Origin of the sequence: Actinoalloteichus hoggarensis, assembly GCF_002234535.1 — a bacterium.
GTDB classification, from domain to species: Bacteria; Actinomycetota; Actinomycetes; order Mycobacteriales; family Pseudonocardiaceae; genus Actinoalloteichus_A; species Actinoalloteichus_A hoggarensis.
On the sequence record NZ_CP022521.1, the window covers coordinates 3,250,743 to 3,276,770 of the forward strand.

A 26,028-nucleotide genomic window follows, 5' to 3' on the forward strand; every position below is an offset into this window, starting at 1 on the left:
ACGACACGGCGGATCCTTCCGATGGCACTCTCTCTCGACATCATCGCTCTCGGCGTACCGCGGCTCGCCGCGGCTCGCGACTTCTACGCCACCGCGTTCGCCGCCCCGGTCGCCGACGACGACCAGTCCGTCCGCCTGCGGTTGCACGGCGCGGGCAGGCTCACGCTGCATCCGATCGACGAGCTGGCCGCCGAGGTCGCCGTCGACCCGGCGACCTCGGGTTTCCGGGGTTACGTCCTGTCCGTCGCCGTCGAGTCGCCCGCCGAGGTCGAGGCGCTGCTGGGGACAGCGGCGGCGCAGGGGGCGACGGTGGTCAAGCAGGCGAAGAAGGAGTTCTTCGGCGAGTTCACCGCCGTGCATCGAGCCCCGGACGGCGCCGTCTGGAAGCTGGCGGCCTCGTCGAAGAGGAATCCCGACCCCGTCCCGGACCCGCCGCGGCCGACCGAGACCGCCGTCATCCTCGGCGTCGCCAGTCCGAAGGCGTCCACGGTGTTCTACGAGGCGCTCGGCATGAGCGCCGACCACGACTACGGCGACAAGTTCATCGACTTCACCATCGCCGAGGGCGTGTGCAGGCTGGGGCTGCTGCCGCGTAAGCCGTTGGCCAAGGACGCCGGGGTGTCCGAGGCGGGTGACGGGTTCGCCGCGCTCGTCCTCACCCACCTCGCGGCGTCGCCGACCGAGGTCGACCGGCTGCTCGCCGCGGCGGCGGCCGCGGGCGGCCGGGTCACCGCGCCCGCGAGGCGCACCGACGACGGCGCCTACGTCGGGCTGTTCGCCGACCCCGACGGCCACCACTGGAAAGTCGTCGCCTCGGTCTGATCCGGGGGCCGCGACGGCTCGGCCGCGCTCGGGGCGCGGTCGCGGGACGGCCGTCTTGTCGACGGCGGCGATCACCCGACATGGGTGCGTTCCGCGAGAACGACGGAAAGGGGGCCGTCGCTCGCGTCTCGGGGAACGGGCTGCGGTCGGCGGCAGGCGGCCGACCGCGGCCGGCGACGACCCGGCCCTCGCGGGCCGTCCTCGCCGCGGCGCGAACGGGTCGTCTCGGCGCGGTCGGTGACGTGGGTCCGCCCCGGCCGCCGACGCCGCCGAAGCAGGCCGCCGGTGCGCACCGTTCGTCGGCACGGTGGCCGATGCCCCGCAGGTCTCGCAGCCGGGACGGCAGGCGGTCTCGGTGATGCGGTCGCCGATGCCCCGAGCCGGATCGGCGGGTCGTCGGACGGGCGGAGATCCTCCGCAGTGGCCGGATCGTGTCCGCCGGCGGCCGCGGTGCGACCTGTCCGGCCGCCCGCGCCGACCGAACACGCACGTCCGCGGGCGCTCCGGCCGCCGTGGTTCGGCGACGAAGGAGGTCCGCCGCCGGGGATGTCGGGCTCCGGGTCGACACTGTCGGTCATGAGTTCGACCTCCGGCAGGCTGCTTCGGCTGCTGTCGCTGTTGCAGACCCCGAGGGAGTGGCCGGGCGGCGAGCTGGCCGAGCGGCTGCGGGTCAGCCGCCGCACGGTGCGACGCGACATCGATCGGCTGCGCGAGCTCGGCTATCCGGTCGAGGCCGCCAGGGGACCGATCGGCGGCTATCGCCTGCGCGCGGGACAGGCCATGCCGCCGCTGCTGCTGGACGACGAGGAGGCCGTGGCGATCGCGGTGGGCATCCGGCTTGCCACCGGCCATCCGGTGACCGGCATCGAGGAGGCGTCGCTGCGGGCGCTGGCCAAGGTGGCCCAGGTGCTGCCGTCGCGACTGCGGCAGCGGGTCGACACACTCGGCTCGGCGACGGTGCCCATGACGATGGGCGGCGGTGCGAGCGTGAGTCCGGAGGTGCTGGCGGTGATCGCGGGCGCCGTCATCGCGGGCGAACGGCTGCGGTTCGGCTACGCCTCGGCGGACGGGCGCACCGGACGGCGGCTCGTCGAGCCGTATCGCCTGGTGGCGGCGGAGCGTCGGTGGTATCTGCCCGCCTTCGACGTCGAACGGGACGACTGGCGGATCTTCCGGGTCGACCGGATCGACGACGCCGCGCGCACCGGAGTGCGGGTGCCGCCTCGGGAGCCGCCGATCCGGGACGCGGCCGAGTTCGTCACCAGCAGATTCTTCTCCCTGGCGCCGGTGTACGAGATGGTGGCGACGCTGCGACTGCCCGCCGCCGAGGCCGTCCGTCGTCTCGGTGCCGATCCCGCCGAGGTGACCGCGATCGACGACACCAGCTGTGTGGTGCGTGGGCACGCGGACACCGTCGAGTGGCTGGCCGCCCGGCTGCTGTTGGCGGACTGCGAGTTCGAGGTGCACGCACCCGAGGAGCTGCGCGCCCGGCTGCGAGGCTGGAGCCGTCGGGCCGGACGGGCGGCGGACGACGACTAGCGGCCCCGTTCGCCCCGCCTGGTGCGACACCGCCGTGACATGTCGGTCAGGCGTCGTCCTCGACCTCGGCCGTCAGCGACTTCAACATCCACAGCAGCGGATGGTCACGCAGCGCCGAGGCGGAGTGCCGGTGACAGCAGGCCCCCGGTCGTCGGCGAGCACGGCGTCGCGCACTACGTGCGGCTGTCGGGCGAGCTCTGGACCGATCAGGGCGTCCAGCAGCGCGTCCCGCGACGCGAAACACAGGTGTAGCAGGACCTTCGACACCCCGGCGGCCCTGGCGATGTGGTTCGTCGACGCCTTGGCCACGCCGTGGCGGAGCACCGAGGCCTGAGTGACGTCGAGGATCTCTCGGGCGTCGGGAGCAGGTCGGGGCATGCCACGGAGATCGCCAGACGGCCGACTCGGGTCGACTGGTCATCTCGCGGTGTGTGCTCGGTCAGGACTGTTCCCGGCGCAGCGGTCCGCTCGGTCGGTAACGACCAGGGCTGGGGCGGCCGCGGCGTGCCGCCCCAGGGCGATCGGGAGGCTCAGTGCCGATGGTCGCGTCGATGTGCCTGCCCGGACGCCGCGTCGATGACGCGGTTCCCCCGGTGTCTCTCGGCGCGCAGTGCGGACGCCGGCTCCGTCCGACTAACGGCGTCGACGTCGAGTCGACCCGCCGCCTCACCGCGTACCGGCCGCCGCAGGCGCGCGACACGGTGCCCGGACCGCGCGGCCGCCGCCAAGGCCAGCGGGTCTCCCCCGCGCGGCGTTCATGGTGATCGAAGACCCTGGTCGCCTGTGCGCTCAGGTGCGTCGAGCGTGGACGAGCCAGTGCGCCGCGTCGTACAGCGCACCTCGATCGGTGCGGTGGTCGGCGACGTCGCTTCGGAGTGCGTCGAGGGCGCGGGCACGGGATTCGTCGTCGAGTCGGTTCAAGGCCGAGGGGAAGTGGTCCGTGATGAACTCGAATGCGTCGTCGACGTCACGGCCGTAGTACATGGGAACGGTCAGCCCTGTCAGTTCGACGTCGGTGAAATCTGTTTCATGCAGCAGCCGACGCACTCGATCGGGGTCGCTCAGTGAGAACGGCGTCGGCGCCTCCGGGGGTGGCGGCGGCAGTTCGCGACCGCCGGACGCGATGGTCCGGAACGTGCTGATGCCCTCGTTGCGGTCGAGTGCCTGCCAGGTCAGCTGCACGAAGCGGCCGCCTGTTCGGATGGCGCGCGCGATGTTGGCGAACGCCGCCTGCCGGTCACCGAAGAACATCGTGCCGTGTCTGCTGAGAGCGCGACGTCGAAACGCGACTCGCCGAAGTCGTGGATCTGCGCGTCCGCCTGCACGAACGTCGCGTTGGTCAGCCGTTCCCCAATGGTCAGGGCGCGCGCCAGGCTCAGCAGGGTCGACGACAGGTCGACGCCCAGCGCGGAGCCGTCCTGGGCGATGCGGGCCGCGTCGCGGGTGACCTGGCCGCTCCCGCAGCCGATGTCCAGTATCGCCGAATCCCGTTGGATGTCGGCCGCGGTCAACAGCCCACCGTGGTAGCCGGCCATACCCTGATCGAAGCGGTCGGCCCGCTCGGTCCAGAACGCTCCGCCGTCGCCGTCCCAGGAACGGAACTGGTCGGTGTTGGACGTGCCGACGGTCGGCGTGTCCGTCATGGTCACTTCCTCGGAATAGGCGGCCTTGGTCACACGGCTGCCAGGCGACACGTGATCCATGTCATGGCGAACTCGACTGTCGAGGTCACCTCGATCTTCGTGGACGTCCCGGGCCACGAGAGCCGCAGCGTCGCCATGGGGCCGACCGTAGTCCTCGAAGACCCGGCCGTGATCGGCTCTCGTCACCCTGTCTGGTCCTGAGGAGTCGCCGTCGAGCGGCGCGGGCACAGCGTCACGAGCCCCGGATCTCCGCAGACGCTTCTTTCCGGGCCCGAGCCGTTCGACGGGGAGATCCCGAAAGAGCGGCCGTGAGAACGACATCGAGATCGGCGGCGACCGGGTTCCACGGGCGTGTGCGATGCCGAGGAGATCGACCGGTGCCCGGTGAGCACGGTGCCGCCGGGGGCCTGGCCCTCCGTCACGCCGGCCTCCCTTCACCGTCCCACCGAGGTGCGGCCGGCCACCCCGGTGTCGTCGGCTGCCCGCGCGTCGCCCCGTCGACGGCGATGTCCAGTGCGGTCAGGAACGCCGTCGCCGCCGGGCTGAGGGTGGCGCGAGTCCAGACGAGATGCTCGATCCGCTCGGGCGCGTCCCGGACCGGGATCGTGACCACCCCCGTCAGGTCCGGCGCGTAGTTCGACGGGAGCAGCGCGACGCAGAGCCCCTGTCGCACGAGGCGGATCATCATGAGATCGACGGTGGTCACCTCGAAGGCGACCTCGCGGTGCACGCCCGCGGCGGCGAAGGCCTGGTCGGACTGGGCGCGACCCGCCGTTCCCGCCGGGAGGTCCACGAACGCCTCGTCGGCCAGCCGCGCCAACTCGATCTCGGACTCCCCCGCGAGCCGATGGTCGGGCGCGACCACCGCGACGAGTCGGTCCTGAGCCAGCGGCCGGGACTCCACCCCCCGCGGCCGGGCCGTCACGGGCAGGCCGAGGAAGGCGAGTTCCAGGACGCCGTCCTTGACCTGCTCGACGAGCTGTTCGCTGGGGCCGACGCGAAGGTCGATCCGCACCTGGGGACAGCGCTGGTGGAACGAGTGCAGCGCGGCCGGGACGTCCACCGCGGCGACGGTGGGGATCACCCCGACGGCGAGCCGACCCCGGATCTCGCCGACGGCCGAGGCGACTTCGGCGGCGGCACGCTCGGCCGCGTCGAGACACTGCCGGGCGGCAGGCAGGAACGCCTCCCCCGCGTGCGTCAACCGCACGCGACGGCTCGTGCGCTCGAAGAGTCGAGCCCCGAGTTCCCGTTCCAGTCTCGCCACCTGATGGCTGAGGGCGGACTGGACGACCAGACATCGCTCGGCGGCTCGGGTGAAGCTGCTCGTCTCCGCGACGGCGACGACGTAACGCAGCTGCTGAAGCTCCATTCATCCATCGTGAATCACGATGGATCACGTGACAAGCATGTGTTGGACTCATTGATCGGGGGCGTCGATCCTGGATCTCGTGACGAACCTGACGACGAGATCGATCCCGGCCGGGCTCGCCGGCATCGCACTGACGGCGTTCGCGCCCGCTGTGTGGGGAACGACGTACGTGGTCACCACCGAACTGCTCCCGGCGGGGCATCCACTGTTCGCCGCGCTGGTGCGTGCCCTGCCCGCCGGGCTGATCGCGCTGGCGATCACCCGAACCCTGCCGCGCGGGACGTGGTGGCTGAAGGCGGCGACGTCGGGCGTGCTCAACATCGGCGTGTTCCTGCCCCTGCTGTTCGTGTCCGCCGAACGACTCCCCGGCGGGGTCGCCGCGACTCTGGCCGCCGCGCAGCCGCTGCTCGTGGCGATCCTGGCCGTCATGGTGCTCGGACAGGGCGTCTCGGCCTGGACGCTCGGCTGGGGTGTGGCGGGCATCGCGGGGGTCGGGCTGGTGGTCCTCGGACCGGACGCGGCCTTCGACGTGGTCGGCGTGGCGGCAGGTCTCGGCGGCGCGGGAGCGATGGCCCTCGGCGTGACGCTCACGAAACGCTGGGGCCGCCCGGATGGCGTCGGCTCCACGGCGTTCGCCGGGTGGCAGCTGGCCGCGGGCGGGCTGCTGCTGGTGCCCGTGACGCTGCTCGTCGAAGGGCCGCCGCCCGCGGTCGACGCGGGCGCCCTGCTCGGCTACCTCTGGCTCGGCATCCCCGGTGGGCTGATCGCCTACATCCTGTGGTTCCGCGGCATCACCACGCTGCCGGTCACCTCCGTCGCCGTGCTCACCCTGCTGTCGCCGATGATCGCCGCCCTGCTCGGTGCCGTCCTGCTCGGCCAGCTGCTCGGTCCCGTCCAACTGCTCGGCTTCGCCGTCGCGCTCGCCGCGATCGTCGCGGGCCAGATCACCCCGAGAACCGTCAAGGAGAGGAACGACAGTTGAAGATCACCGTCATCGGAGCCGCGGGCATGGCCGGTTCTCGCGTCGTCGGCGAGGCCGTCGACCGAGGGCACCACGTCACCGCCGTCGTCCGTCGGACCAGGCCGGAGTCGCTGCCCGCCGGGGTGTCCGTCGTCCAGGGCGACGCCGCCGACGTCGCCCACATGACGAGTCTGTTCGGCGGCTCCGACGCGATCGTCGGCGCCACCCGCCCCGCCCCCGGCGCGGAGGACACCGTCGCGGCGACGACCACCGCCCTGCTCGACGCGGCCGTGGCAGCCCGAACTCGTGCCCTGCTGATCGGCGGGGCGGCACCCCTGCTGAGCCCTCGAGGCGGACTCGTGTTCGACGACGACCGATTCGTGCCGCCGTTCGTGCGGACCATCGCCGCCGCCAGCCTCGTGCAGCTGGACGTCTGCCGGGCCCATCACGCCGACTGGGTCTACCTGAGCCCGCCCGCGCTCCTCGAACCCGGTGCGCGCACGGGCGGCTACCGACGTGGGACCACCGGCCTGATGGTGGCGGCCGACGGTCGATCGTGGATCTCGGCCGAGGACTTCGCGATCGCCGTCGTCGACGAGCTGGAGAGGCCCGGCGAGAATCGACACATCACCGTCGGCTACTGACGCCGGGCCTTCCGAAGCAGTTCGTCGGTGCGGCGCCTCGCGACGACGACGGCCGCCGTGTCGGGTCGGCAGGCGGGAGCGGCCTGCGACGTGCGGGCGAGTCGAAGACGGGGACGCCTGTCGGGCCGGTGCTGGACGGCGTGCGACGTCGATCGTCGAGCACCGGTTGGATGAGGAGCTGGAAGACCGGCTTCGGACCGCCGTGGTTCCGCGTCCACAGGAGGCACGCCGGACGACCGCAGGCGGTGTCCGTCTCCTGGTCCGCCCATGCCCGTTCAGGACGGTCCGCGCACCGCTGACTCGAGTGGCGGCTCCCGTGCTCCCGGCCTGCCGCGGCGTGCCTGTCGTCGCGGTCCCGCCACGCCGCAGGCGCTGTCACGGCCGCAAGCACCGGCTGCGACGGCGCTGTCGGCCACCTGATCAACCGGCCGTGGCGCCGATCTGGCGCTCCCGTACCGGCGGAGACACCCGGACCCGGCGGCGCCGCGTTCCGATCGGTTCGCCGTCGCGGGCGGCATCGACGACCTGGGCACATCCGCTTCCACCGGCTGCACGTCTCCGGTCCCACAGCGTGGCTCGACGTGATAGTCCACGCACGGGACGCGCGGCCGAAGGCTCCTCGGCTGCTTCAAGGGCGCCTCCGCCGCGGCGAACCCGCGCCGTCGCCGACAGCACCGCCGAGGCCGGACCCCGGCCGTGTCCCCGGTGGCGCCGGTGGCGGAGCCGTGGGCCGAACGGACTGTCGCCCGACCGTCGCGCACGAGTCCGTTCACCCCGGTCCGGGCGGCGGATCGACCGCCTGCCTCGCCCCTCGGGTCGGCCGTGTAGAACCGGTGCGGTGGCAGACCGCATCCTTGCCGACCCCACCGTGTCGGGCAGGCCGAGACTCTCCCGGATGCTGCTGGACGCGGCCGCCGCGCTCGTGGTCATCGGGGTGTTCTGGCTGCCCTCCATCGCGGGGGCGCCCGCGCCGTGGCTGATCGTCGTCGGCGTCGCGGCGGCGGTGGTCGCGGGGGCGGCGATGCAGACGCGCAGGCGGCACCCGAGGCTCTCCGCCGCGGCGGCGGCCGCCGCGACGATCGTCGCAGGCGTCCTGGAGGTCACGCAGGACCCGATGCTGGCCGCGGCGTGGTGTCTCTATCCGGTCGCCCTCGCGCGGGGCGACCGCTCCCGCGCCCTCGTCGTCGGTCTCGTCATCGCCACGGCCGCGGCGATGACGATCGGGATGCCCGTGGCGGGACCGGACGACACGGTGCAGCGGCTGGTGATCGCGGCCGCGGCGCTCAGCGTCGCCTGGCTGGCCGGAGTCGCCGTGGGACGACAGATCGACGCGGCCGTGGCGGTCGAACGTGCCCAGGCACGAGAACGGGCCGCGCGACTGCAGCTCGACGTCGCCCGTGACGTCCACGACGTGGTGGGGCACGCGCTCGGTGTGATCGGCGCCGAGGCGGGCGTGATCCGGGCCCTGCCCGACGCCGACGAGCGGGAACTTCGGGACGCGCTGACCGACATCGAAGGGCACGCCAGGAACGCCCTGGAGGAGATGCAGGTCCTCGTCGGTTCGCTGCGGACCGACCCGGCCGTCGCCGCACCGTCGGCCGGAGCGGCTGCGACGGGCGGCGGCCTGGGCCGCCTGCCCGCGCTGATCGACGCGACGCGATCGGCCGGAGTCGACGTCGCCTCGCGGATCGCCGTGCCCCCGTCGGTCGACGAGGCGACCGGCATGGTGGCGACTCGAATCGTCCAGGAGGCGCTCGGCAATGTCGTGCGTCACGCGCCGGGCGCGGCCTGCACCGTGGAACTCGGCCAGGACGGCGACGTCCTCGTGGTGCGCGTCCGCGACGACGGGCCGGGCATGCCGAACCTCGCGGCGGGCGGCTTCGGCCTGACGGGGATGCGGGAACGCGCTCGGCTCGTGGGCGGCACCGTCGAGTGGCGGAACCGGCCCGGTCGAGGCTTCGAGGTCGAGGCACGGCTGCCGTCGGCGGGTGCCCGGTGACCGATGACGAGGCCGTGCCGATCCGGGTCTTCCTCGCGGATGACGACGACCGCTTCCGCGCCGCCTACCGAAAGCTGTTCGACCGCACGGCCGGTCTCCGGGTCGTCGGGGAGGCGGCCGACGGCATCGAGGCGGCCGACCGGATCCTGGCGTCGACCCCCGACGTGGCGCTGCTCGACGTGCAGATGCCGGGCGGCGGGCTGGCGGCGGCCCGGCGAGTCCTCGGGGCGACCGACCGCATCCGGGTGATCATGCTGACGACGTTCGACCTGGACGACTACGTGCACGAGGCGTTGGCGCTGGGTGTCGCCGGTTTCCTGTTGAAGAACGCCTCCCCGCCGGAGGTGCTGCGGGCGGTGCGCACCGTCCACGCGGGTCACGCCATGCTCGCGCCGGAGGTCACCGCGAGACTGATGCGCAGGCTCGCGCCGCCGAGGCCGCCGCGACCCCACGTGTTCACCCGACAGCCGCTCTCCGAACGCGAGCTGCAGGTCGTCCGCCTGGTGGCGCGCGGCTATTCGAATCAACGGATCGCGGACGAGCTGTTCCTGAGTCTGGAGACGGTGCGCACGTACCTGCGACGGATGTTCCTCAAGTTCGACGTGCGCGACCGCACGCAGCTGGCGGTGCTCGCCTATGAGGCCGGGCTCCTCCACGAACCGCGCTGAGCTGTCTACTTCCGGGGGACGCGGGCACGGGCACGGCTGCCGCAGGCTGACCGCACCAGCCGACGGCGATGAGACGAGTACGCACATGATCGAAGTTCTTCAGCTGACGAAACACCACCGGAACACCACGGCAGTCGACGACGTCACGTTCGCCGTGCGACCGGGCCGCGTCACAGGCTTCTTGGGACCCAACGGGGCGGGCAAGTCCAGCACCCTGCGGATGATCCTGGGCCTGGACAGCCCCTCCAGCGGCACCGCGTTGATCGACGGCATGCGTTACCGGGAGCTCAGGCACCCGTTGCGCACGGTGGGCGCGCTGCTGGACGACGCGGGGCCGGTGCCGGAACGTCGGGCGATCGACCACCTCCGTTGGATCGCCCAGTCCAACCGTCTCCCCGGGCGGCGGGTGGCGGAGGTGCTGGAGGTCGTCGGGCTCGCCCACGCGACGCGACGGCGGGTGCGGAAGTACTCGCTCGGGATGCGGCAGCGGCTGGGCATCGCCGCGGCGCTGCTCGGCGACCCCGAGATCCTCATTCTCGACGAGCCGGTCAACGGTCTCGACCCCGAGGGGATCCGCTGGATCAGGACGTTTCTACGCGACTACGCGGCGGCGGGTCGGACGGTGCTGTTGTCCAGCCATCTGATGACGGAGACGGCCGACACCGTGGACGACGTCGTCGTCATCGACCGTGGACGGATCGTGACTCAGGGACCGCTGGTCGAGGTGACCGCCGGACACCGGTCCTTAGAGGAGGCGTTCTTCGCTCTCACCGCGGACCGGCGCGGATCGGAACGGTGACGGCCGTGCTCGCCGCGATCCGATCCGAACTGACCAAGATCATCACCCTGCCCGTGTCCTGGATCTTCACCGGGCTCGTCCTGGCCCTTCAGGTCTTCGTGCTGGTCCCGTCGGCGGGACTGTCCGCCGAGGCGATCCAGAACCGGACCGAGGACGGCCTCGTCGAGTTGTTCGTGGGCAGTCCGCAACCGGTGGATGAGGCGGTCCTGGGCCTGCTCGGCGCGTCGTCGCTGCAACTCAGCCTGCTGCTGCCCGCCCTGGCCGCCGTGATCGCCGGGCAGGAGTTCCGATCGCGCCAGCTCGCCTCGACGCTGCTCGCCACCCCGAGCCGAGGGCTGCTGCTCACCGCGAAGGTCTTCGCCACCGCGATGTTCCTGCTCCTGGTGGCCGTCCTCATGACCGTGATCAGCACCGTTGTCACCTACACCGTGATCCGCGACTGGAATCCAGGCCTGCTGCTCTCCCCGGAGGCGTTGCTGATCAACGGACGGTTCCTGGCGTTCGCGGTGCTGTTCTCGCTGGTCGGCCTGGCGCTCACCGTCATCGCGGGCAGCACCCTGGTGGGCATCGTGGGCACGGTCGCGCTGATCGCGTCGACGATGACGCAGCTGTTGACTCGCGTGTCCCCGACCTTGGACGCGCTGACGCCGCTGAGCGCGGGGCGGAACCTGCTGCTGGACCCCGGCCTCAACCAGCTCACCGCGAGCCCGACGCACGCGCTGATCGTGCTCGTCTGCTGGGCGTCGGGCACGATCGGCGTCGCGGCCGTCGTCCTCACGAGGAGGGACGTGTGAGGGGCTCGGCGCGGCGGGTGGCGCGGAACGAGCCGACGACGAGCGTCCGATTCGTCGACGTGCTGTCCGCCGAGTTCGGCAAGGCCCGCACCCTGCCTGCGGTGTGGATCGCGCTCGTCGTCGCCTTCCTGGCCGCATCACTGCTGGGCGCGCTCGCGGCGACGGACACTCTGCGTTTCGCCGGGCCCGACGGTGAGGTCTCGATCGGACAGTTCGGGACGCTGCTCCTGTCGCCGGTCTACGCCTTCCTGGTCGTCGGCGTCTGTGTCGCGGACGAGTACCGAGCGGGACAACTCGGTGTCAGCCTCGCAGCCGTGCCGAACCGCACCAGGCTCGCCGCGGCGAAGACCATGGCAGCGGCGGTGCTCGGCGTCCTCGCCGCCGTCCCCGTCCTCGGTCCCGGCCACCTCCTGCGGCATCTCCCCGACCTCTCGGCCGGAGTCCTGACGGCAGCCGAGGTCACGGCGGGATTCGGCGCGTCCGTCGCCGTCCATCTGCTCTTCAGCCTGATCGGCTGGGGCTTCGCCGTCGTGACACGGAGTGTCGTCGTCCCCGTCGCCACGCTCTTCGCCATCCCGATCCTGCTCTCGCCCATGCTCCAGGGCGTGCTGCCGACCGTGGTGCGGCTGCTTCCGCACGAAGCCGCTCTGAGCGGGCTGGGCACTCCGATCGACCCGTCCGTCGCGCTCGGTGCCGACACCGCCTGGCTCGTCCTGCTCGGCTGGGCGGGGGCCTTCGTCGCCGCGGCCTGTCGATGTCTCGTCCGCCGAGACGTCAGCGGCGCCTGATCCGGGAGGCGCGGCTCCGGCGGCACAGTCGCGTCGGGCCCGCCGCGAGAGGTCGCCGCGAGTGACCGGTCTTCGAATACCAAGGCGCTGTGCGAGTTCTCCGCGGAACTCGGCCGGGAACTGACCGAGAGCGGGGAGCCGCAGGCCCCGAGGGGGTTGGATCGCCCGGCATCGGGCAGCACGTCTCGCCGGGCGACGAGGGCGCACCGTGGTGACTACACCGTTGAGGCCGCCCGCCTGCACACAGTTTCCCGGAACGGGCGGTACCTCCTCGGCCGTGCCGCGCCGGCTGCGGCGGACACCGAGTGGTGGAAGCCACCGTCGCACCGCCGAAGGCTCGGTGTCCGGCCCGGTGAATCCCGTCCGTTCCGGTCCCGCGCGCGGTGCGACCGTGCCGTCGGGTGTCGAGGCGCTCAGCGGCCGGTCGCCGCCGAGGTCGGCGCGGCGACGCCCACGCGGCGGCGCCGGTACGACAGGCTGAAGACCGTGGCGGCGGCCAGCGCGGCGCAGGCGATCGCCAGGGTGACGCGGTAGCCCCCGTCGAATGCCGAGACGGCGGCGTCGATCAGCGGCCCCGCCTGCTCGGCGGGCATTCCCGCGGCCGCCGCGCGGGCCTGGTCCATCCCGTCGGCCGCCTCGGCCGGGGTGCCGGCGGGCAGGACGACGGCGCGGGCATAGACCGAGGTCAGCGCGCTGCCCAGGATGGCGACTCCGGTCAGGCTGCCGAGTTCGTAGGACACCTCCTCCACCGAGGACGCCATTCCCGCGCGATGTGCGGGCGCGTTACCCACGATCGCCGCGGAGGCCGCCGTCATCGCCACGCCGACGCCCGCGCCGATGACCACGAGACAGAGGACCACCGCGAGCCTGCCGACGGTGCCGACGAGGAGCAGACCTGCCACCCCCAGCGTCGAGGTCAGCAGCCCGCCGGTGATGAGTGCTCGCGCGCCCACCCGATGCAGCCTCGCCCCGGCCAGGACGCCCACCGGCAGCGAGCCGAGCGCGAACGCGGCCAGGATCAGGCCTGCCTGCAACGGGCTGTCGCCGAGGACCAGCTGCAGCCGTTGGGACAGGATGAGCTGCACGCCCGCGGTGGTGAACATCGCGGCGGCCGCGGCGACGACGCCGATCAGGATGCGCGGGTCCCGGAACAGGGCGAAGTCGATCAACGGGTAGGCCCGGCCACGCTGCCGCCGCACGAAGAGCCAGAACCCGAGCACGGCCGCGAGCGTCGCGACGCCGACGGCGAACAGCGACGGTGCCGGATTCGTCGCCTCCTTGATCGCGTAGACCAGCCCGACCAGCCCCACCATGATCTGTACCGAAGCCAGCGGGTCCCATGGCTTGTCGGCGCCGGCTCCCCCGCCGCCGGGTGCGACGAGGACGGTGAGGACCAACGCGACCACCACGATCGGCAGGTTGATCAGGAAGACCGATCCCCACCAGAAGTGCTCCAGGAGCAGACCGCCGACGATCGGGCCGAGCGCGGCGCCGCAGACCGAGACCGAACCCCAGATCGCGATGGCGATGTTGCGTTCCCGCTCGTCATCGAAGGTGGTCCTGATCAGCGACAGCGTGGCGGGCATCATCGCCGCCGCCCCGACGGCGAGGAACGCCCGCGCGGCGATGAGGATCGCGGGCGAGGTCGCGTACGCGGCGGCCGCGGACGCCACGCCGAACACCAGCAGACCCGTCAGATACATCCGTCGATGCCCGACGCGGTCACCGAGTGTCCCGGCGCCCATCAACAGACCCGCCATGACGAGGGGATAGGCGTTGATGATCCACAGCTTCTCCGAGGCGTCGGCGTGGAGATCGGCGGTCAGCGTGGGCAGAGCGGTGTAGAGGACGGTCATGTCCACCGAGATCAGCAGGAGTCCCAGTGAGACGGTCAGCAGCACGGTCCAACGGTGTGCGGGCATCAGGTGTTCGACGACTTTCTTTCGGGGGCCGTCCTCGTGACGTGTGGCGGGCCGGGACGCGGCCGCGGACGGGTTCGACTCGCTCGAACGGGCACCGGAGTGCGGTTGCTCGGGGGCGGTGCGGCCGGGATCGACCGCGGCCCGCCTCGGGACGGGGCGGCTCGGAATCCGATCCGGCGTCAAGCCTGAAGGCCGGGCGGCGCGGTCAGCGCGGCGATGCGTCGGGTCAGCGCATCCCGGACGGCGGGCGTCAGCGGGACCGCCTTGGTGGCCTCGAGGAACCACAGCCCATCCGAGGCCAGCCGGGCGATGAAGAGATCCAGCGTGGCGGGCTCGACGGAGGTCGGCGCGGGCACCCAGCGTCGCGCGAGGTCGTTCCACACCTCGGCCAGGGCCGGGTGATTCGCCGCCTCCACCATGAAGGCGAGTTCGGCGGTGCTGCTCATCTGGTCGCTCAGGTTGAGTCGGGCGTAGGCGGCGGCCCGCTGCCGTGGCGTCGCCTCGTCCTGCGGCATGCCCAGCTCGGCGAGCAGCCGCGCCTCCCACTGATCGACGAGCCGCCGCTGGATGGCCAGCAACAGGTCGTCACGAGTGCGGAAGTGGTAGAGCAGGCCGCCCTTGGTGACGCCTGCCTCCTCGGCGGCGGCGTCCATGGTCAATCCCGTGATGCCCGCGCGCTCGGTGACCCGGATGGCGGCATCGAGGATCGCGGTCCTCGCGCTCGGCCTCATGCCATTACTGTACCTTCCGGAAGGTACAGTAATGGGGTGTGATCGTCGCCGCGGCGACACCGGCCGATCTCCGCCCCGGCGGCGTCCGGGCACACCCCGCCCGACCCGGGAAGGCTCCGCGCCGTTCGTCCCGGTCGCGGGCCGCCACCGCCGAGCGCGACGACCGCCGACCTCACCCACGCAGCGTCTGCCTGATCCGCGCCGCCTGCTCGGCAAGGTGATGTCGTTCAGGGAGGGTGACGGCCGACCGGGCGGCCTCGGCGTACAGCCGCGCCGCGTTCGCGAGATCACCGGTCTTCTCGTGCAGGTACGCCGCCGCGGCGGCGCGACGGGGCAGGCCGGCGTCCACGGCCGCCAGGGCGGCGAGGCCTGCCGCCGGGCCGTCGGCCTCGCCGATCGCGACGGCCCGATTGAGTCGCACGACCGGGCTCCGCGTGAGGCGGAGCAGCTCGTCGTACCAGTCGACGATCTGCGGCCAGTCGGTCTCCTCGGCGCGCGGCGCGTCGGCGTGCAACGCGGCGATCGCGGCCTGCGCCTGGAACTCCCCCAACCGATCGCGTGCCAGCGCCGCCTGCAGGACGGCCACCCCCTCGGTGATGAGCGAGGTGTCCCAGCGCGACCGGTCCTGGTCCGCCAGCGGGACCAGGCTGCCGTCCTGCCGAATACGGGCCGGTCGCCTCGCGTGGTGCAGCAGCATCAACGCCAGCAGCCCCCGGGTCTCGGCGTCGTCGGTCAGCGACGCCAGCTGCCGGGTGAGCCGGATCGCCTCGGCCGCCAGGTCCACCTCCCCGGTGTAGCCCTCGTTGAAGATCAGGTAGAGGACCCGACGTACCGTCGACGCCTCGCCCGGCTGCTCGAACCGCACACCCTCGACCCGACGCCTGGCCCGACTGATCCGCTGCGCCATCGTCGCCTCCGGCACCAGCCAGGCCGCGGCGATCTGCCGGGTGGTCAGGCCCCCGACGGCCCGCAGTGTGAGCGCGACGGCGGACGCCCGCGTCAACGACGGATGTGCGCAGAGGAAGAACAGCCGCAGCGTGTCGTCGACGTCCTCGACGGGCCCGGCGGGCGGTTCGGCGTCGACGGCCTGCTCGCGGTCGCGACGCGAGACCTCCGCACGGCGCAGATCGAGGAACTTGCGCCAGGCCACCGTGATCAGCCAGCCCCTCGGATCGTCGGGCGGTCCGTCGGCCCAGGTCAGCACGGCCTGGACGAGTGCCTCCTGCACGGCGTCCTCGGCGGTCGCGAAGTCGACTCCGCGACGGACGAGGACGCCGATCACCGCGGGCGTCAACTCCCGCAGCAGCAGTTCGTTCATCACACGATTCTCTCCGGCGTCCCGATCACTCCGCGATCGTCGGCGGCGCGGTGAGGAACGGGCGCACCTCGATCCACTCGTGAATCGGCCTGCCGCCCGCACCGGGGGCCGCCGACAGCTCACCCGCGAGCGTGAGCGCGCGTTCGTAGCTGTCCACGTCGATCATCATCCAGCCCGCGATCAGGTCCTTGGTCTCGGCGAAGGGCCCGTCGGTCACCGGCGGGCGCCCCTCGCCGTCGTACCGGACGAAGGTGCCCTCCTCGGCGAGGGCGTGGCTGTCGACGTACTCGCCCGTGTCCGTCAGCCGATCGGCGAAGTCGGCCATGAACCGGACGTGGTCGCGTACCTCCTCGGGACTCCACTGATCCATCGGAACCGGGTTCACCGCCTCGGGTGCGCCCCGGTAGTGCTTGAGAAGCAGATACCTCGCCATGTCGACTCTCCCTTGTCGCTCCTACGGCCCCGACGGCCGCGTTCGCTCTGGGACGGAGCCGCCGGGCCGGTCTCGACATCCTCGCCGTGACTTCTTCGAAGAATCTTCGGGCGTCGCCGTCCGACCCGCTCGGAGCGCCTGCCGACAGAGCGTTCCGCCCGCCGATCTCGTCATCGGCTCCGTTCGTGCGCGCTGCGGTGACCGGTCGTATGAGTCGACGGCGCGATCCTGCCCGCGCCTGCGACGCCGAGCCGGGGGCCGGGCCGGTCGGACCACCTTCCGACCGGCCCGGCGACGACCTCGACGGCCGCTCGTCGGGTCGACGTCACGCCGTAGACGTCCGCGCCCCGCGACCAGCCAAGACGTCAGCCGGTGGCGGCGCCGCGACGGGATGACGGCCTCGCCGTCGCCCCCGTCCCGCCGGTGACGATCCAGGCGACACCGGCCACGATCAGCGCCGCCGCCGTCAGCAGCGCGCTCACCCATACCGGGCCACGGAAACCGAGCCCCGCGTCGATGGCGACACCGCCGAGCCACGGACCGAGCGCGGCGCCCACGTTGAACGCCGCCGTGGCGAACCCGCCCGCCAGCCTCGGCGCGTCGACCGCGACGTAGAGCACCTGGGAGACCAAGGTCGAGCCGACGGCGAAGGACAGCGTGCCCTGCACCAGGATCAGCGCGATCGCCGCAGACCTGCTGCCCGCCGACAGGGCGAGCACGACCCACCCGAGGCACAACACCGTCCCTCCGATGGTCAACAGCGGGACCGGCCGCACATCGGCGATCCGACCCGCCAGGGTCACCCCGAGGAAGGAACCGATTCCGAACAGCGCGAGCCCGGCGGGCACCCAACCCTCGCCGAGACCGGCCACGTCGGTGATCAGTGGGGCGAGGTAGGTGAACGTGCAGAAGGTCGCCCCGTTGACCAGCGCGGCCAATGCCAGGACCGTCCCCAGCCTCGGATCACGCAGGGCGCGCAGTTCCCGACGCGCGCTCGGCACGGAGCCGTCGGCGCCGCCGGCGGGCACCGCCCGCAGGATCGCCACGATCGCGGGCATCGACACCAGCGCCACCGCCCAGAACGCCGAACGCCAGCCCCAGACCTGCCCCAACAGCGCCCCGGCGGGCACCCCCACGACGCAGGCGAGCGTGACTCCGCCCAACAGTGTGGCGGTGGCGCGGCCCTTGGCACCGGGACCCGCCAGCCCGGTCGCGGTCACCAGCGCCACCGCGAGGAAGCCCGCGTTGGCCAGCGCCCCGATCACCCGGGTGACCAGCAGGACCTCGTAACTGGTGGTGAGCGCGCCCACGACGTGCACGAGCAGGAAGACGGTGAGGAAGGCGAGCAGCGCGCGCCGACGAGGCCAGCGCAGGCTCACCACGGCCATGAGCGGAGCGCCGATGATCATTCCGACGGCGAAGGCCGAGGTCAGCGCCCCTGCGGCGGGGATGGACACACCCAGGTCGGCGGCGATGGCCGGGCCGAGCCCGGCCAGCATGAACTCCGACGTCCCCTGGGCGAAGACGGCGAGCGCGAGCAGATGGATCGTGAAGGGCATGACAAGACTCCGAGAACCACATCGAGGAAACGACGGGGCGTCGGCGGGGTACAAGCGGGTCGGGAGTCGACGACGGCAGGCCGTCGACCGCGCAGACCCGCGTATCCCGCGCGCGGCGAGACCTCGCGGCGTCACAGGGGCGACGCGCGATCGAGGTCGGACGGGAAGCGCGCTACGGCGCCCCGGTGGCGGCGGTGATCACGTCACAGCGAGCCCACGCGGCCTCAGAGAGGCCGTGCGTCGACGGCAGCACCAGGAAGCCACCGGAGAGCCGGTGGCCTGCGTCTTGACGCCTCGGGGCTGGACACGGCGGAAGGCTAGCCGGGCGGGCCCGCGCGCGTCCATCGGATTTCCGTCCGTGTCGATCCGCCTCGTCGACCGGCCCTGCTCCGCGTGCTCCCACCGTCGTGGTGCCTCCCGGGCGCGGGGGCATGACGGTGGGGCCCGGCCGCGTCCCGTCTGCCGAGCATCGGACACGGGACGCCCGAGACCGCCCCGGCGTTCTGTAGCGGACGCTATAGCCTGGGCCGATGGCAGCGACACGTGGACGACCTCGGGCCTTCGACCGGGAGGCCGCCCTCGCCGCGGCGACCCGACTCTTCTGGCGGCACGGGTACGAGGCGACCTCGATCGGCGCGCTGACCGAGGCCATGAACATCCGGCCGCCCAGCCTGTATGCGGCGTTCGGTGACAAGAAGACCCTGTTCGAGGAGGTCGTCACCACCTACCGCCGGACCAGGGGCGCGTTCATGCTGCGGGCCTTGGACGAGGAGCCGGACGTCCGAACGGGTATCGCCAGGATGCTGCGGGAGGCCGCCGTCGAGTACACCGATCCCACCGTGCCGCCCGGCTGCCTGGTGATCTCGGGTGCCGCCAACTGCTCCCCCGCCAACGCCGACGTCGCCGCGCGCCTGCGGGAGCTGCGCGACGCCAACCTCGCCGTCTTCGAACAGCGACTGGGACACGCCGTGGCCGTCGGGGAGCTGCCCGACGACACCGACGTGTCCACACTGGCCTCGTATCTGGCCGCCGTCATCCAGGGCATGTCGCAGCGCGCGCGGGACGGCGCCACCACGCGCGAGCTGACGGCACTGGCCGAGACGGCCATGCTCGCCGTGCCCGGCCGGGTCGACGAACCCGCCGACGACTAGCCGGCCGCGGCGCGACGATCCAACGCCGTACCCGGGCGCGGTCGGCGTCGATCGCGGGCAGCCGCCCGGCGACGACCGACGTCACCACCGGGGCTCGGAGCACACGAGACGAGGCCGAACGCGAGATCCTCGAGTCCGCGGCGGCGGAACACCGGAAGTCCCACGGCGACACGCCGCAGCCGACTGTCACGTCCATAGACTCACTGCTCATGGTCAGCCTGCGTCAGCTCGAGTACCTGGTCGCCGTCGCCGATCACGGCTCCTTCACGCGGGCCGCCGAACAGCTGCACGTCACCCAACCCGCGCTGTCGCACCAGATGCGCATCCTGGAACGATTGTCAGGCGGCCCGCTGGTGGAGCGGCTCCCCCGCTCGGTCCGCCTGACTCCGGCAGGACGGGCGATGCTGCCGCATGCCCGCGCCGCGCTCGCGGACGCCTACCGGGCCCGCTGTGCGGCCCGGCAGGTCTCGGGCCTGGATCAGGGTGAACTGCGACTGGCCGCCGTGTACTCCGTCGGCCTCGGCGTGCTGCCCCCGGTGCTGCGCCGCTGGCGACAGCGGCACCACGACGTCCAGATCAGCCTGTCGGAACACCGGCACACCGAGGAGCTCGTCGCCACGATGACCGAAGGCGGTGCCGATCTGGCCGTCGGCCCCTCGCCGCGTCGGTGGAGCGGTCCGGTGTGGATGCTCGGCGACGAGGAGTTCGTCGTCGTGCTGCCTCCGGACGATCCGGCGGGCGCCGACGGCGCCCGCCGTGTGGATCTCGCGGAGCTGGCCGACCGAACGTGGGTGCACTACGCCTCGGGCAACGGCCTGGCCGAGGTGGTCGACCAGGCCTGTGGCGAGGCGGGTTTCCGGCCTGCGGCCGCCGTGCGCACGGAACAGACCGCGGCCGCCCCGGTGCTGGCCTCCGCCGGACTCGGTCCCGCGCTGGTACCCGCCAACATGGTCCCGCCTGCCTTCGACGGTCTGGTCCTACGGCCCGACCCGCCGGTGCGCCGCTCGTTGACGGCCTACACCCGTCCCGACCCCGATCCACTCACCGAGGCCTTCGTCGAGATGCTCATCGAGACCGCCTGCGTACTCCCCGAGACACTGCGTGACCGACTCGGTCTCGATAACGGGTTCGGCCACCTGGGATCGCCCGGACGCCCACTCGAGGCCGTCACCCCTCGTGACCCCTCCCCACCCACCGCAACCAGGTGATCGGGGTCACTTTTTGGCTGGTTCCCACAAGTTCGGGCACGAGGCACGGTCGGTGACGGCATTTCTTTACCCGCCCTTACACGAGAGTGTTCATGGTGGGAGTGGGTGCGTCCGCCCAACACATGTCTAGTGCAGGAGGCTCGGTCGGTGTTCAGTCGTGTCGCCATCGTCAACCGGGGAGAGGCCGCGATGCGGTTGATCCATGCCGTCCGGGAGCTCTCCGCGGAGACCGGGACGCGGATCGAGACCGTCGCGTTCTTCACCGACGTCGACCGCACGGCCACCTTCGTCCGGGAGGCCGACCACGCCGTCGATCTCGGCCCGGCCTCCGCGCGGCCGTATCTGGACCACGCGGTCCTGGAACGAGCGCTGCGGGACAGCGGCGCCGACGCGGCCTGGGTCGGCTGGGGCTTCGTCGCCGAGGACCCCGCGTTCGCCGAGCTGTGCGAGCGGATCGGCGTGACCTTCGTCGGACCGTCCGCCGAGGCCATGCGCAGGCTCGGCGACAAGATCGGCTCCAAGCTGCTCGCCGAGGAGGTCGACGTCCCGGTGGCGCCGTGGAGCCGGGGCGCGGTGGACGATCTGGCGACCGCGGTCCGCGCGGCCGAGGAGATCGGCTATCCGCTGATGCTCAAGGCGACCGCAGGAGGCGGCGGCCGGGGCATCCGCAAGGTCACCTCCCCCGAAGAGCTCGCCGACGCCTACGAACGCACCAGGATGGAGGCTGAACGGGCCTTCGGCAGCGGCGTGGTGTTCCTGGAACGGCTGGTCACCGGCGCCCGACACGTCGAGGTCCAGGTGATCGCCGACGGCCGGGGCACCGCGTGGGCACTGGGCGTGCGGGACTGCTCCGTGCAGCGTCGGAACCAGAAGATCATCGAGGAGTCGGCGTCGCCGGTGCTCACGCGCGAGCAGGCCGACCACCTCAAGGCCGCCGCCGAGCGGCTCGTCCTGGCGGTCGGATACCGGGGCGCGGGCACCGTGGAGTTCCTGTACCACCCCGGCGAGAAGATCTTCGCGTTCCTGGAGGTCAACACCCGCCTGCAGGTCGAGCACCCCATCACCGAGCTGACCACCGGTTTCGACCTGGTCAAAGCACAGCTGCACGTCGCATCGGGGGGACGGCTGGAGGGCAGGCCGCCCGCCGAGAGCGGCCACGCCGTCGAGGCACGGCTCAACGCCGAGGACCCGGATCGCGACTTCGCGCCCGCGCCGGGACACATCGTCCGGCTGGCACTGCCCGCGGGCCCCGGAATCCGGGTCGACACCGGGGTCAGCGAGGGCGACACCATCCCGGCCGACTTCGACTCGATGATCGCGAAGATCATCGCGCACGGCCGCGACCGAGACGAGGCACTGGGCAGACTGCGCCGCGCGATGGCGCAGACCACGGTGATCATCGCGGGCGGCGCCACCAACAAGAGCTTCGTCCTGGACCTGCTGAACCAGCCCGAGGTGATCGACGCCGTCGCCGACACCGGCTGGATCGACCGGGTCCGCGCCGAAGGCAGGCTCGTGGCCCGGCAGGGCTCCGCGGTCGCACTCGCCGCCGCCGCCATCGAGGCCTACGAGGACGCCGAGAGCGTCGCCCGTCAACGGCTGCTGACCACCGCGCACGGCGGCAGGCCACAGGTCCAGCTGGACACCGACCGCGCGCTGGAACTCAAGCTGCGCGGCGCGGGATACCGTGTGCACGTCGGACGGGTGGCTCCCACCCGCTTCCGCGTCGCGATCGCCGCGGGCAACGGAACACCGCGTCCCGCCGACGTCGAGATCGAACGCTTCGACCGGCACACCGGCCACCTCATCGTCAACGGCACCCGGTTCCGGCTCGTCGTCAACGCACACGGGCCCACCCACCTGGTCGAGGTCGACGGTGTCGCCCACCGCATCAGCCACGACGAAGGCGGCGTCCTGCGCGCCCCCTCCCCCGCATTGGTCGTCGCCACGCCGCTGGAGGTCGGCGCGGAGGTGGAGGCGGGCTCTCCGGTGCTGGTGCTGGAGGCCATGAAGATGGAGACGGTGCTGCGCGCCCCGTTCCGTGCCCGGCTGCGGGAACGCCCCGTCGCGGTCGGCAGCCAGGTCGAGACGGGTGCTCCGCTGCTGTGGCTCGAGCCGCTCGGCGACGCCGCCGACTCCGGCGCCCAGCAGGACACCGCCGCCGTCACCGAGATCGACCTGCCGCCCGCGCCCGTCGACGTCCCCGCCGCCGACCGGGTCGCGGCGGGACTGCGGGACCTGCGGTCCCTGCTGCTCGGCTACGACGCCGACACGCACGACGGCACCCGCGTGATGGAGGACTACGCCTCGGCACGTGCGGAGGTCGCCCAGGGCAACGGCAGGCCGCTGGCGGGCGAGATCGCCCTGCTCGGCGTGTTCGCCGACCTGTCGGAGCTGTCCCGAAACCGCCCCGCGGGCGCGGAGGGCACCCCCGAGACCCAGGTGCACAGCCCCCGCGAGTACTTCCACACCTATCTGCAGAGCCTCGACGCCGACCGCGCCGGGCTGCCCGCCGAGTTCCAACAGCGGCTCACCAGGGTCCTCGGCCATTACGGCGTGCCCGACCTGGAGCACACCCCCGAACTCGAGGACGCGGTCTTCCGGATCTTCCTCGCGCAGCGGCGCGCGGCCACCGACGTGGCCGTGGTGACGATGCTGCTGCGGCGGTGGCTGACCGAACCGCCCCCCGGCGAGGCCCTGCGCGAGCCCGCGGGCCTGGCGCTGGAACACCTCGTCGCCGCCACGCAGGTCCGCTTCCCCGCCGTGGCCGACCTGGCCCGGTCCGTCGTCTTCCGCTGGTTCGCCCAGCCGATGCTGCGACGCAACCGGGCACAGATCTACGCGAGCGTCCGCAAGCACCTCACCTACCTGGACGCCCACCCCGACGCACCGGACCGCGCGGAGCGGATCGCCTCGATGGTGGCCAGCGCGGAACCCCTCGTGCGACTGCTCGGCCAGCGCATCGGCAGGCGCGGCGCCGGACTGGCCCCGATGCTGGAGGTGCTGACCCGCCGGTACTACGGCAACAAGGCGCTGCACGACCTGCACGCCACCGAGATCGCGGGCTGCACGTTCGTCGTCGCCGATCACCAGGACGACACCGGTCGGTCGGCGGTGCTGACCACGGCCGTCGACTTCGCGTCGCTGCCCGCGGCCGTGCGGGCCATCGACGACCTGGCCCCCACCGACGACGTGGTCGCCGACATCTACCTGACCTGGGCGGACCAGCCGGAGGACCCGGACGCGATGGCCGCCGAGCTTCGCGAGGTGCTGGCCTCCCAGAAGCTCTTCAGTCAGGTTCGCCGGGTCACGACCACGGTCGCCGGTCGCAGCGGCGCGGTGATGCACCACCACTTCACGTTCCGCCCGTCGTCCACCGGGATCGCCGAGGAACGACTCATCCGCGGCCTGCACCCGCTGATCGCCCAGCGGATGCAGTTGGAGCGGCTGCGCAACTTCGACCTCACGCGGCTGCCCTCGGCCGACGAGGAGGTGTACCTGTTCCGCTGCGTCGCACCGAGGAATCCCTCCGACGAACGGCTGGTGGCCCTCGCCCAGGTCCGGGACCTCAGCCCGCTGCGCGACGGCGACGGCAGGCTGGTGGCGCTGCCGTCGATCGAGGACACCCTGGCGGGCTGTCTGGACGCGATCCGCAAGGTGCAGTCGGGGCGCCCCGCGAACAAGCGCTTCGACACCAACCGGGTGCTGATCTACGTCTGGCCGCCGAGCGACCTGACCTACGAGGACCTCACCACCGTCGCCCAGCGCATCCTGCCCACCACCACGGGCGCCGGTCTGGAGGAGGTCGTGTTCCTCGCTCGCCAGCGCGACCGCGAGAGCGGCGAGTTGACCGACATGGCGGTGCGCATCGGCTACGACGGTGAGTCGGGCATGCGGCTGGAGGTCGGCGACCGGCCGACCGGACTGGTCGAGCCGCTGGACGACTACCGACAGAAGGTGCTGCGGGCCAGCAGGCGCGGCACCGTCTACCCCTACGAGCTCACCGGCATGCTCGCGGGCGCCCGCGGCGGCTTCGTCGAGCACGACCTGTCCGACGACGGCGTGCTCGTCCCGGTGAACCGGCCGGCGGGCCGGAACACCGCGGCCCTGGTGGCGGGCGTGGTCACCACCCCGACCGCCCTGCACCCCGAGGGCGTGTCCCGCGTGGTGCTGCTCGGCGACCCGACGAAGTCACTGGGGGCGTTGTCGGAACCGGAGTGCGCGCGCGTCATCGCCGCGCTGGACCTCGCCGAACGGCTGCGCGTCCCCCTGGAGTGGTTCGCCCTGTCCTCCGGGGCCCGCATCTCGATGGAGTCCGGCACGGAGAACATGGACTGGGTGGCCGCCGCGCTCAAGCGCATCGTCACCTTCACCCAGGACGGCGGCGAGATCAACATCGTGGTCGCGGGCATCAACGTCGGCGCCCAGCCCTACTGGAACGCCGAGGCCACGATGCTCATGCACACCAAGGGCATCCTGGTGATGACACCGGACTCGGCGATGGTGCTGACCGGCAAGCAGTCCCTGGACTTCTCCGGCGGAGTCTCGGCGGAGGACAACTTCGGCATCGGCGGCTACGACCGGGTGATGGGACCGAACGGGCAGGCCCAGTACTGGGCGCCGAACCTGACCGCGGCCCGCGACGTGCTGATGGCCCACTACGAGCACACCTACGTCGCACCGGGCGAGACGGGACCGCGACACGCGGGCACCACCGATCCGCATGACCGGGACATCTCCGACTTCCCGCATGCCGTGGAGGGCAGCGACTTCACCACCGTCGGCGAGATCTTCTCGGCGACGGCGAACCCGGATCGCAAGAAGCCCTTCGACATCCGCACCGTGATGCGGGCGGTCGCCGACCAGGACCATGCGGCGTTGGAGCGTTGGGCGGGCATGGCCGAGGCCGACACCGCCGTGGTGCAGGACGTACACCTGGGCGGCAGGCCGGTGTGTCTGCTGGGCATCGAGTCCCGTTCGGTGGCTCGCCGCGGGTTCCCTCCCACCGACGGCCCGGACACCTACACCGCGGGCACGCTGTTCCCCCGCTCGGCGAAGAAGGCGGCCAGGGCGATCAACTCGGCCAGCGGCAACCGGCCGCTGGTGGTGCTGGCGAACCTGTCGGGCTTCGACGGCTCCCCGGAGTCGATGCGCAGGCTGCAGCTGGAGTACGGCGCCGAGATCGGCCGGGCCATCGTGAACTTCGAGGGTCCGATCGTGTTCTGCGTGATCTCCCGTTATCACGGCGGCGCGTTCGTGGTGTTCTCCAAGGCCCTCAATCCGAACATGACGGTCCTGGCCGTGGAAGGCGCGTTCGCCTCGGTGCTCGGCGGCGCCCCCGCCGCGGCGGTGGTCTTCGCGGGTGAGGTGAACCGCCGTACCGCCGCCGACCCCCGGGTCGCCGACCTGGAGGCGCGTCTCGGGGCGGCGGCGGGCGCGGAGCGGGCCGAGTTGAGCGCGACGCTGGCCGAGGTGCGGTCGGCGGTGCGTGCGGAGAAGCTGGCCGACGTGGCCACCGAGTTCGACCGGGTGCACAGCGTCCAGCGGGCGATCGAGGTCGGCTCGGTGGACGCCGTGGTCCGTGCGGCCGAGCTGCGTCCGAGGATCATCGAGGCCATCGGCGGGGTGTGACCGGCTGACCGTGTGGTCCGCGTCGCCTCCGTTCGTCGGGGCGGCA

General features: G+C 72.3%; 21 protein-coding genes. 12 read left to right on the forward strand and 9 right to left on the reverse strand.

Going from position 1 to position 26,028, the window contains the following annotated elements:
* The first annotated feature begins 21 nt into the window (after window positions 1-21).
* Entirely contained in the window at window positions 22-822 is an 801-nt protein-coding gene (locus tag AHOG_RS14325; RefSeq protein ID WP_093941801.1) for a VOC family protein, read from the forward strand.
* A gap of 576 nt (window positions 823-1,398) precedes the next feature.
* Window positions 1,399-2,361, forward strand: coding sequence for a helix-turn-helix transcriptional regulator (locus AHOG_RS14335; RefSeq protein WP_093944462.1), 963 nt, complete (start codon window positions 1,399-1,401; stop codon window positions 2,359-2,361).
* 81 nt (window positions 2,362-2,442) lie between these two features.
* Here the strand turns inward: AHOG_RS14335 and AHOG_RS14340 are convergent, their stop codons facing one another.
* From AHOG_RS14340 to AHOG_RS14350, 4 genes are all read right to left on the reverse strand, one after another.
* Window positions 2,443-2,739 (reverse strand): TetR/AcrR family transcriptional regulator, encoded by a 297-nt coding sequence (locus AHOG_RS14340; RefSeq protein WP_093941803.1) that lies wholly within the window; start codon window positions 2,737-2,739, stop codon window positions 2,443-2,445.
* A 411-nt stretch (window positions 2,740-3,150) separates the two neighbouring features.
* On the reverse strand, window positions 3,151-3,543 hold the full coding sequence (locus tag AHOG_RS29925) for a hypothetical protein (RefSeq protein ID WP_245856787.1): 393 nt from the start codon (window positions 3,541-3,543) through the stop codon (window positions 3,151-3,153).
* Window positions 3,534-4,037 carry a class I SAM-dependent methyltransferase gene (locus AHOG_RS29930; RefSeq protein WP_245856790.1) on the reverse strand — a complete coding sequence of 168 codons (504 nt, stop codon included), beginning with the start codon at window positions 4,035-4,037 and terminating at the stop codon, window positions 3,534-3,536. Before AHOG_RS29930 ends, AHOG_RS29925 begins: the two co-directional genes overlap by 10 nt.
* Before the next feature lie 385 nt (window positions 4,038-4,422).
* Entirely contained in the window at window positions 4,423-5,376 is a 954-nt protein-coding gene (locus AHOG_RS14350) for a LysR family transcriptional regulator (RefSeq protein ID WP_093941804.1), read from the reverse strand.
* A gap of 79 nt (window positions 5,377-5,455) precedes the next feature.
* Between AHOG_RS14350 and AHOG_RS14355 the strand changes: the two genes are divergently transcribed.
* The 7 genes from AHOG_RS14355 to AHOG_RS14385 all read left to right on the forward strand — a co-directional run bounded on the left by AHOG_RS14355 (window position 5,456) and on the right by AHOG_RS14385 (window position 12,029).
* On the forward strand, window positions 5,456-6,358 hold the full coding sequence (locus AHOG_RS14355; protein ID WP_093941805.1) for an EamA family transporter: 903 nt from the start codon (window positions 5,456-5,458) through the stop codon (window positions 6,356-6,358).
* Entirely contained in the window at window positions 6,355-6,981 is a 627-nt protein-coding gene (locus AHOG_RS14360) for an NAD(P)-dependent oxidoreductase (protein WP_093941806.1), read from the forward strand. Before AHOG_RS14355 ends, AHOG_RS14360 begins: the two co-directional genes overlap by 4 nt.
* Before the next feature lie 838 nt (window positions 6,982-7,819).
* Entirely contained in the window at window positions 7,820-8,980 is a 1,161-nt protein-coding gene (locus tag AHOG_RS14365; protein WP_157736818.1) for a sensor histidine kinase, read from the forward strand.
* Window positions 8,977-9,648: a response regulator gene (locus AHOG_RS14370; protein ID WP_245856792.1), complete on the forward strand. Its 672-nt coding sequence runs from the start codon at window positions 8,977-8,979 to the stop codon at window positions 9,646-9,648. The genes AHOG_RS14365 and AHOG_RS14370 overlap by 4 nt, the downstream gene beginning before the upstream one ends.
* An 85-nt stretch (window positions 9,649-9,733) precedes the next feature.
* Window positions 9,734-10,447, forward strand: a complete 714-nt coding sequence (locus AHOG_RS14375) for an ABC transporter ATP-binding protein (RefSeq protein ID WP_093941808.1) — start codon at window positions 9,734-9,736, stop codon at window positions 10,445-10,447.
* Entirely contained in the window at window positions 10,444-11,241 is a 798-nt protein-coding gene (locus AHOG_RS14380; protein ID WP_093941809.1) for a hypothetical protein, read from the forward strand. Before AHOG_RS14375 ends, AHOG_RS14380 begins: the two co-directional genes overlap by 4 nt.
* Window positions 11,238-12,029: an ABC transporter permease gene (locus tag AHOG_RS14385; protein WP_157736819.1), complete on the forward strand. Its 792-nt coding sequence runs from the start codon at window positions 11,238-11,240 to the stop codon at window positions 12,027-12,029. Before AHOG_RS14380 ends, AHOG_RS14385 begins: the two co-directional genes overlap by 4 nt.
* A 413-nt stretch (window positions 12,030-12,442) precedes the next feature.
* Here AHOG_RS14385 and AHOG_RS14390 read toward each other — a convergent pair whose 3' ends face one another.
* The 5 genes from AHOG_RS14390 to AHOG_RS14410 form a co-directional block, all read right to left on the reverse strand.
* Window positions 12,443-13,951, reverse strand: coding sequence for an MFS transporter (locus AHOG_RS14390; protein ID WP_245856795.1), 1,509 nt, complete (start codon window positions 13,949-13,951; stop codon window positions 12,443-12,445).
* A 179-nt stretch (window positions 13,952-14,130) separates the two neighbouring features.
* Entirely contained in the window at window positions 14,131-14,682 is a 552-nt protein-coding gene (locus AHOG_RS14395; RefSeq protein WP_093941811.1) for a TetR/AcrR family transcriptional regulator, read from the reverse strand.
* 172 nt (window positions 14,683-14,854) lie between these two features.
* Window positions 14,855-16,000, reverse strand: a complete 1,146-nt coding sequence (locus tag AHOG_RS14400; RefSeq protein ID WP_093944465.1) for an RNA polymerase sigma factor — start codon at window positions 15,998-16,000, stop codon at window positions 14,855-14,857.
* A gap of 25 nt (window positions 16,001-16,025) precedes the next feature.
* Window positions 16,026-16,433 carry a YciI family protein gene (locus AHOG_RS14405; RefSeq protein ID WP_093941812.1) on the reverse strand — a complete coding sequence of 136 codons (408 nt, stop codon included), beginning with the start codon at window positions 16,431-16,433 and terminating at the stop codon, window positions 16,026-16,028.
* Between the two features lie 365 nt (window positions 16,434-16,798).
* Window positions 16,799-17,992 (reverse strand): Cmx/CmrA family chloramphenicol efflux MFS transporter, encoded by a 1,194-nt coding sequence (locus AHOG_RS14410; protein ID WP_093941813.1) that lies wholly within the window; start codon window positions 17,990-17,992, stop codon window positions 16,799-16,801.
* A 530-nt stretch (window positions 17,993-18,522) separates the two neighbouring features.
* On the opposite strand from AHOG_RS14410, the gene AHOG_RS14415 reads away from it, so the two are divergent.
* The 3 genes from AHOG_RS14415 (at window position 18,523) to AHOG_RS14425 (ending at window position 25,982) form a co-directional block, all read left to right on the forward strand.
* Window positions 18,523-19,143 carry a TetR/AcrR family transcriptional regulator gene (locus tag AHOG_RS14415; protein ID WP_093941814.1) on the forward strand — a complete coding sequence of 207 codons (621 nt, stop codon included), beginning with the start codon at window positions 18,523-18,525 and terminating at the stop codon, window positions 19,141-19,143.
* Window positions 19,144-19,352: 209 nt separating this feature from the next.
* Entirely contained in the window at window positions 19,353-20,351 is a 999-nt protein-coding gene (locus tag AHOG_RS14420) for a LysR family transcriptional regulator (protein WP_093941815.1), read from the forward strand.
* Window positions 20,352-20,498: 147 nt separating this feature from the next.
* Window positions 20,499-25,982 carry an ATP-binding protein gene (locus AHOG_RS14425; protein ID WP_093944466.1) on the forward strand — a complete coding sequence of 1,828 codons (5,484 nt, stop codon included), beginning with the start codon at window positions 20,499-20,501 and terminating at the stop codon, window positions 25,980-25,982.
* The last annotated feature ends 46 nt before the right edge of the window (window positions 25,983-26,028 follow it).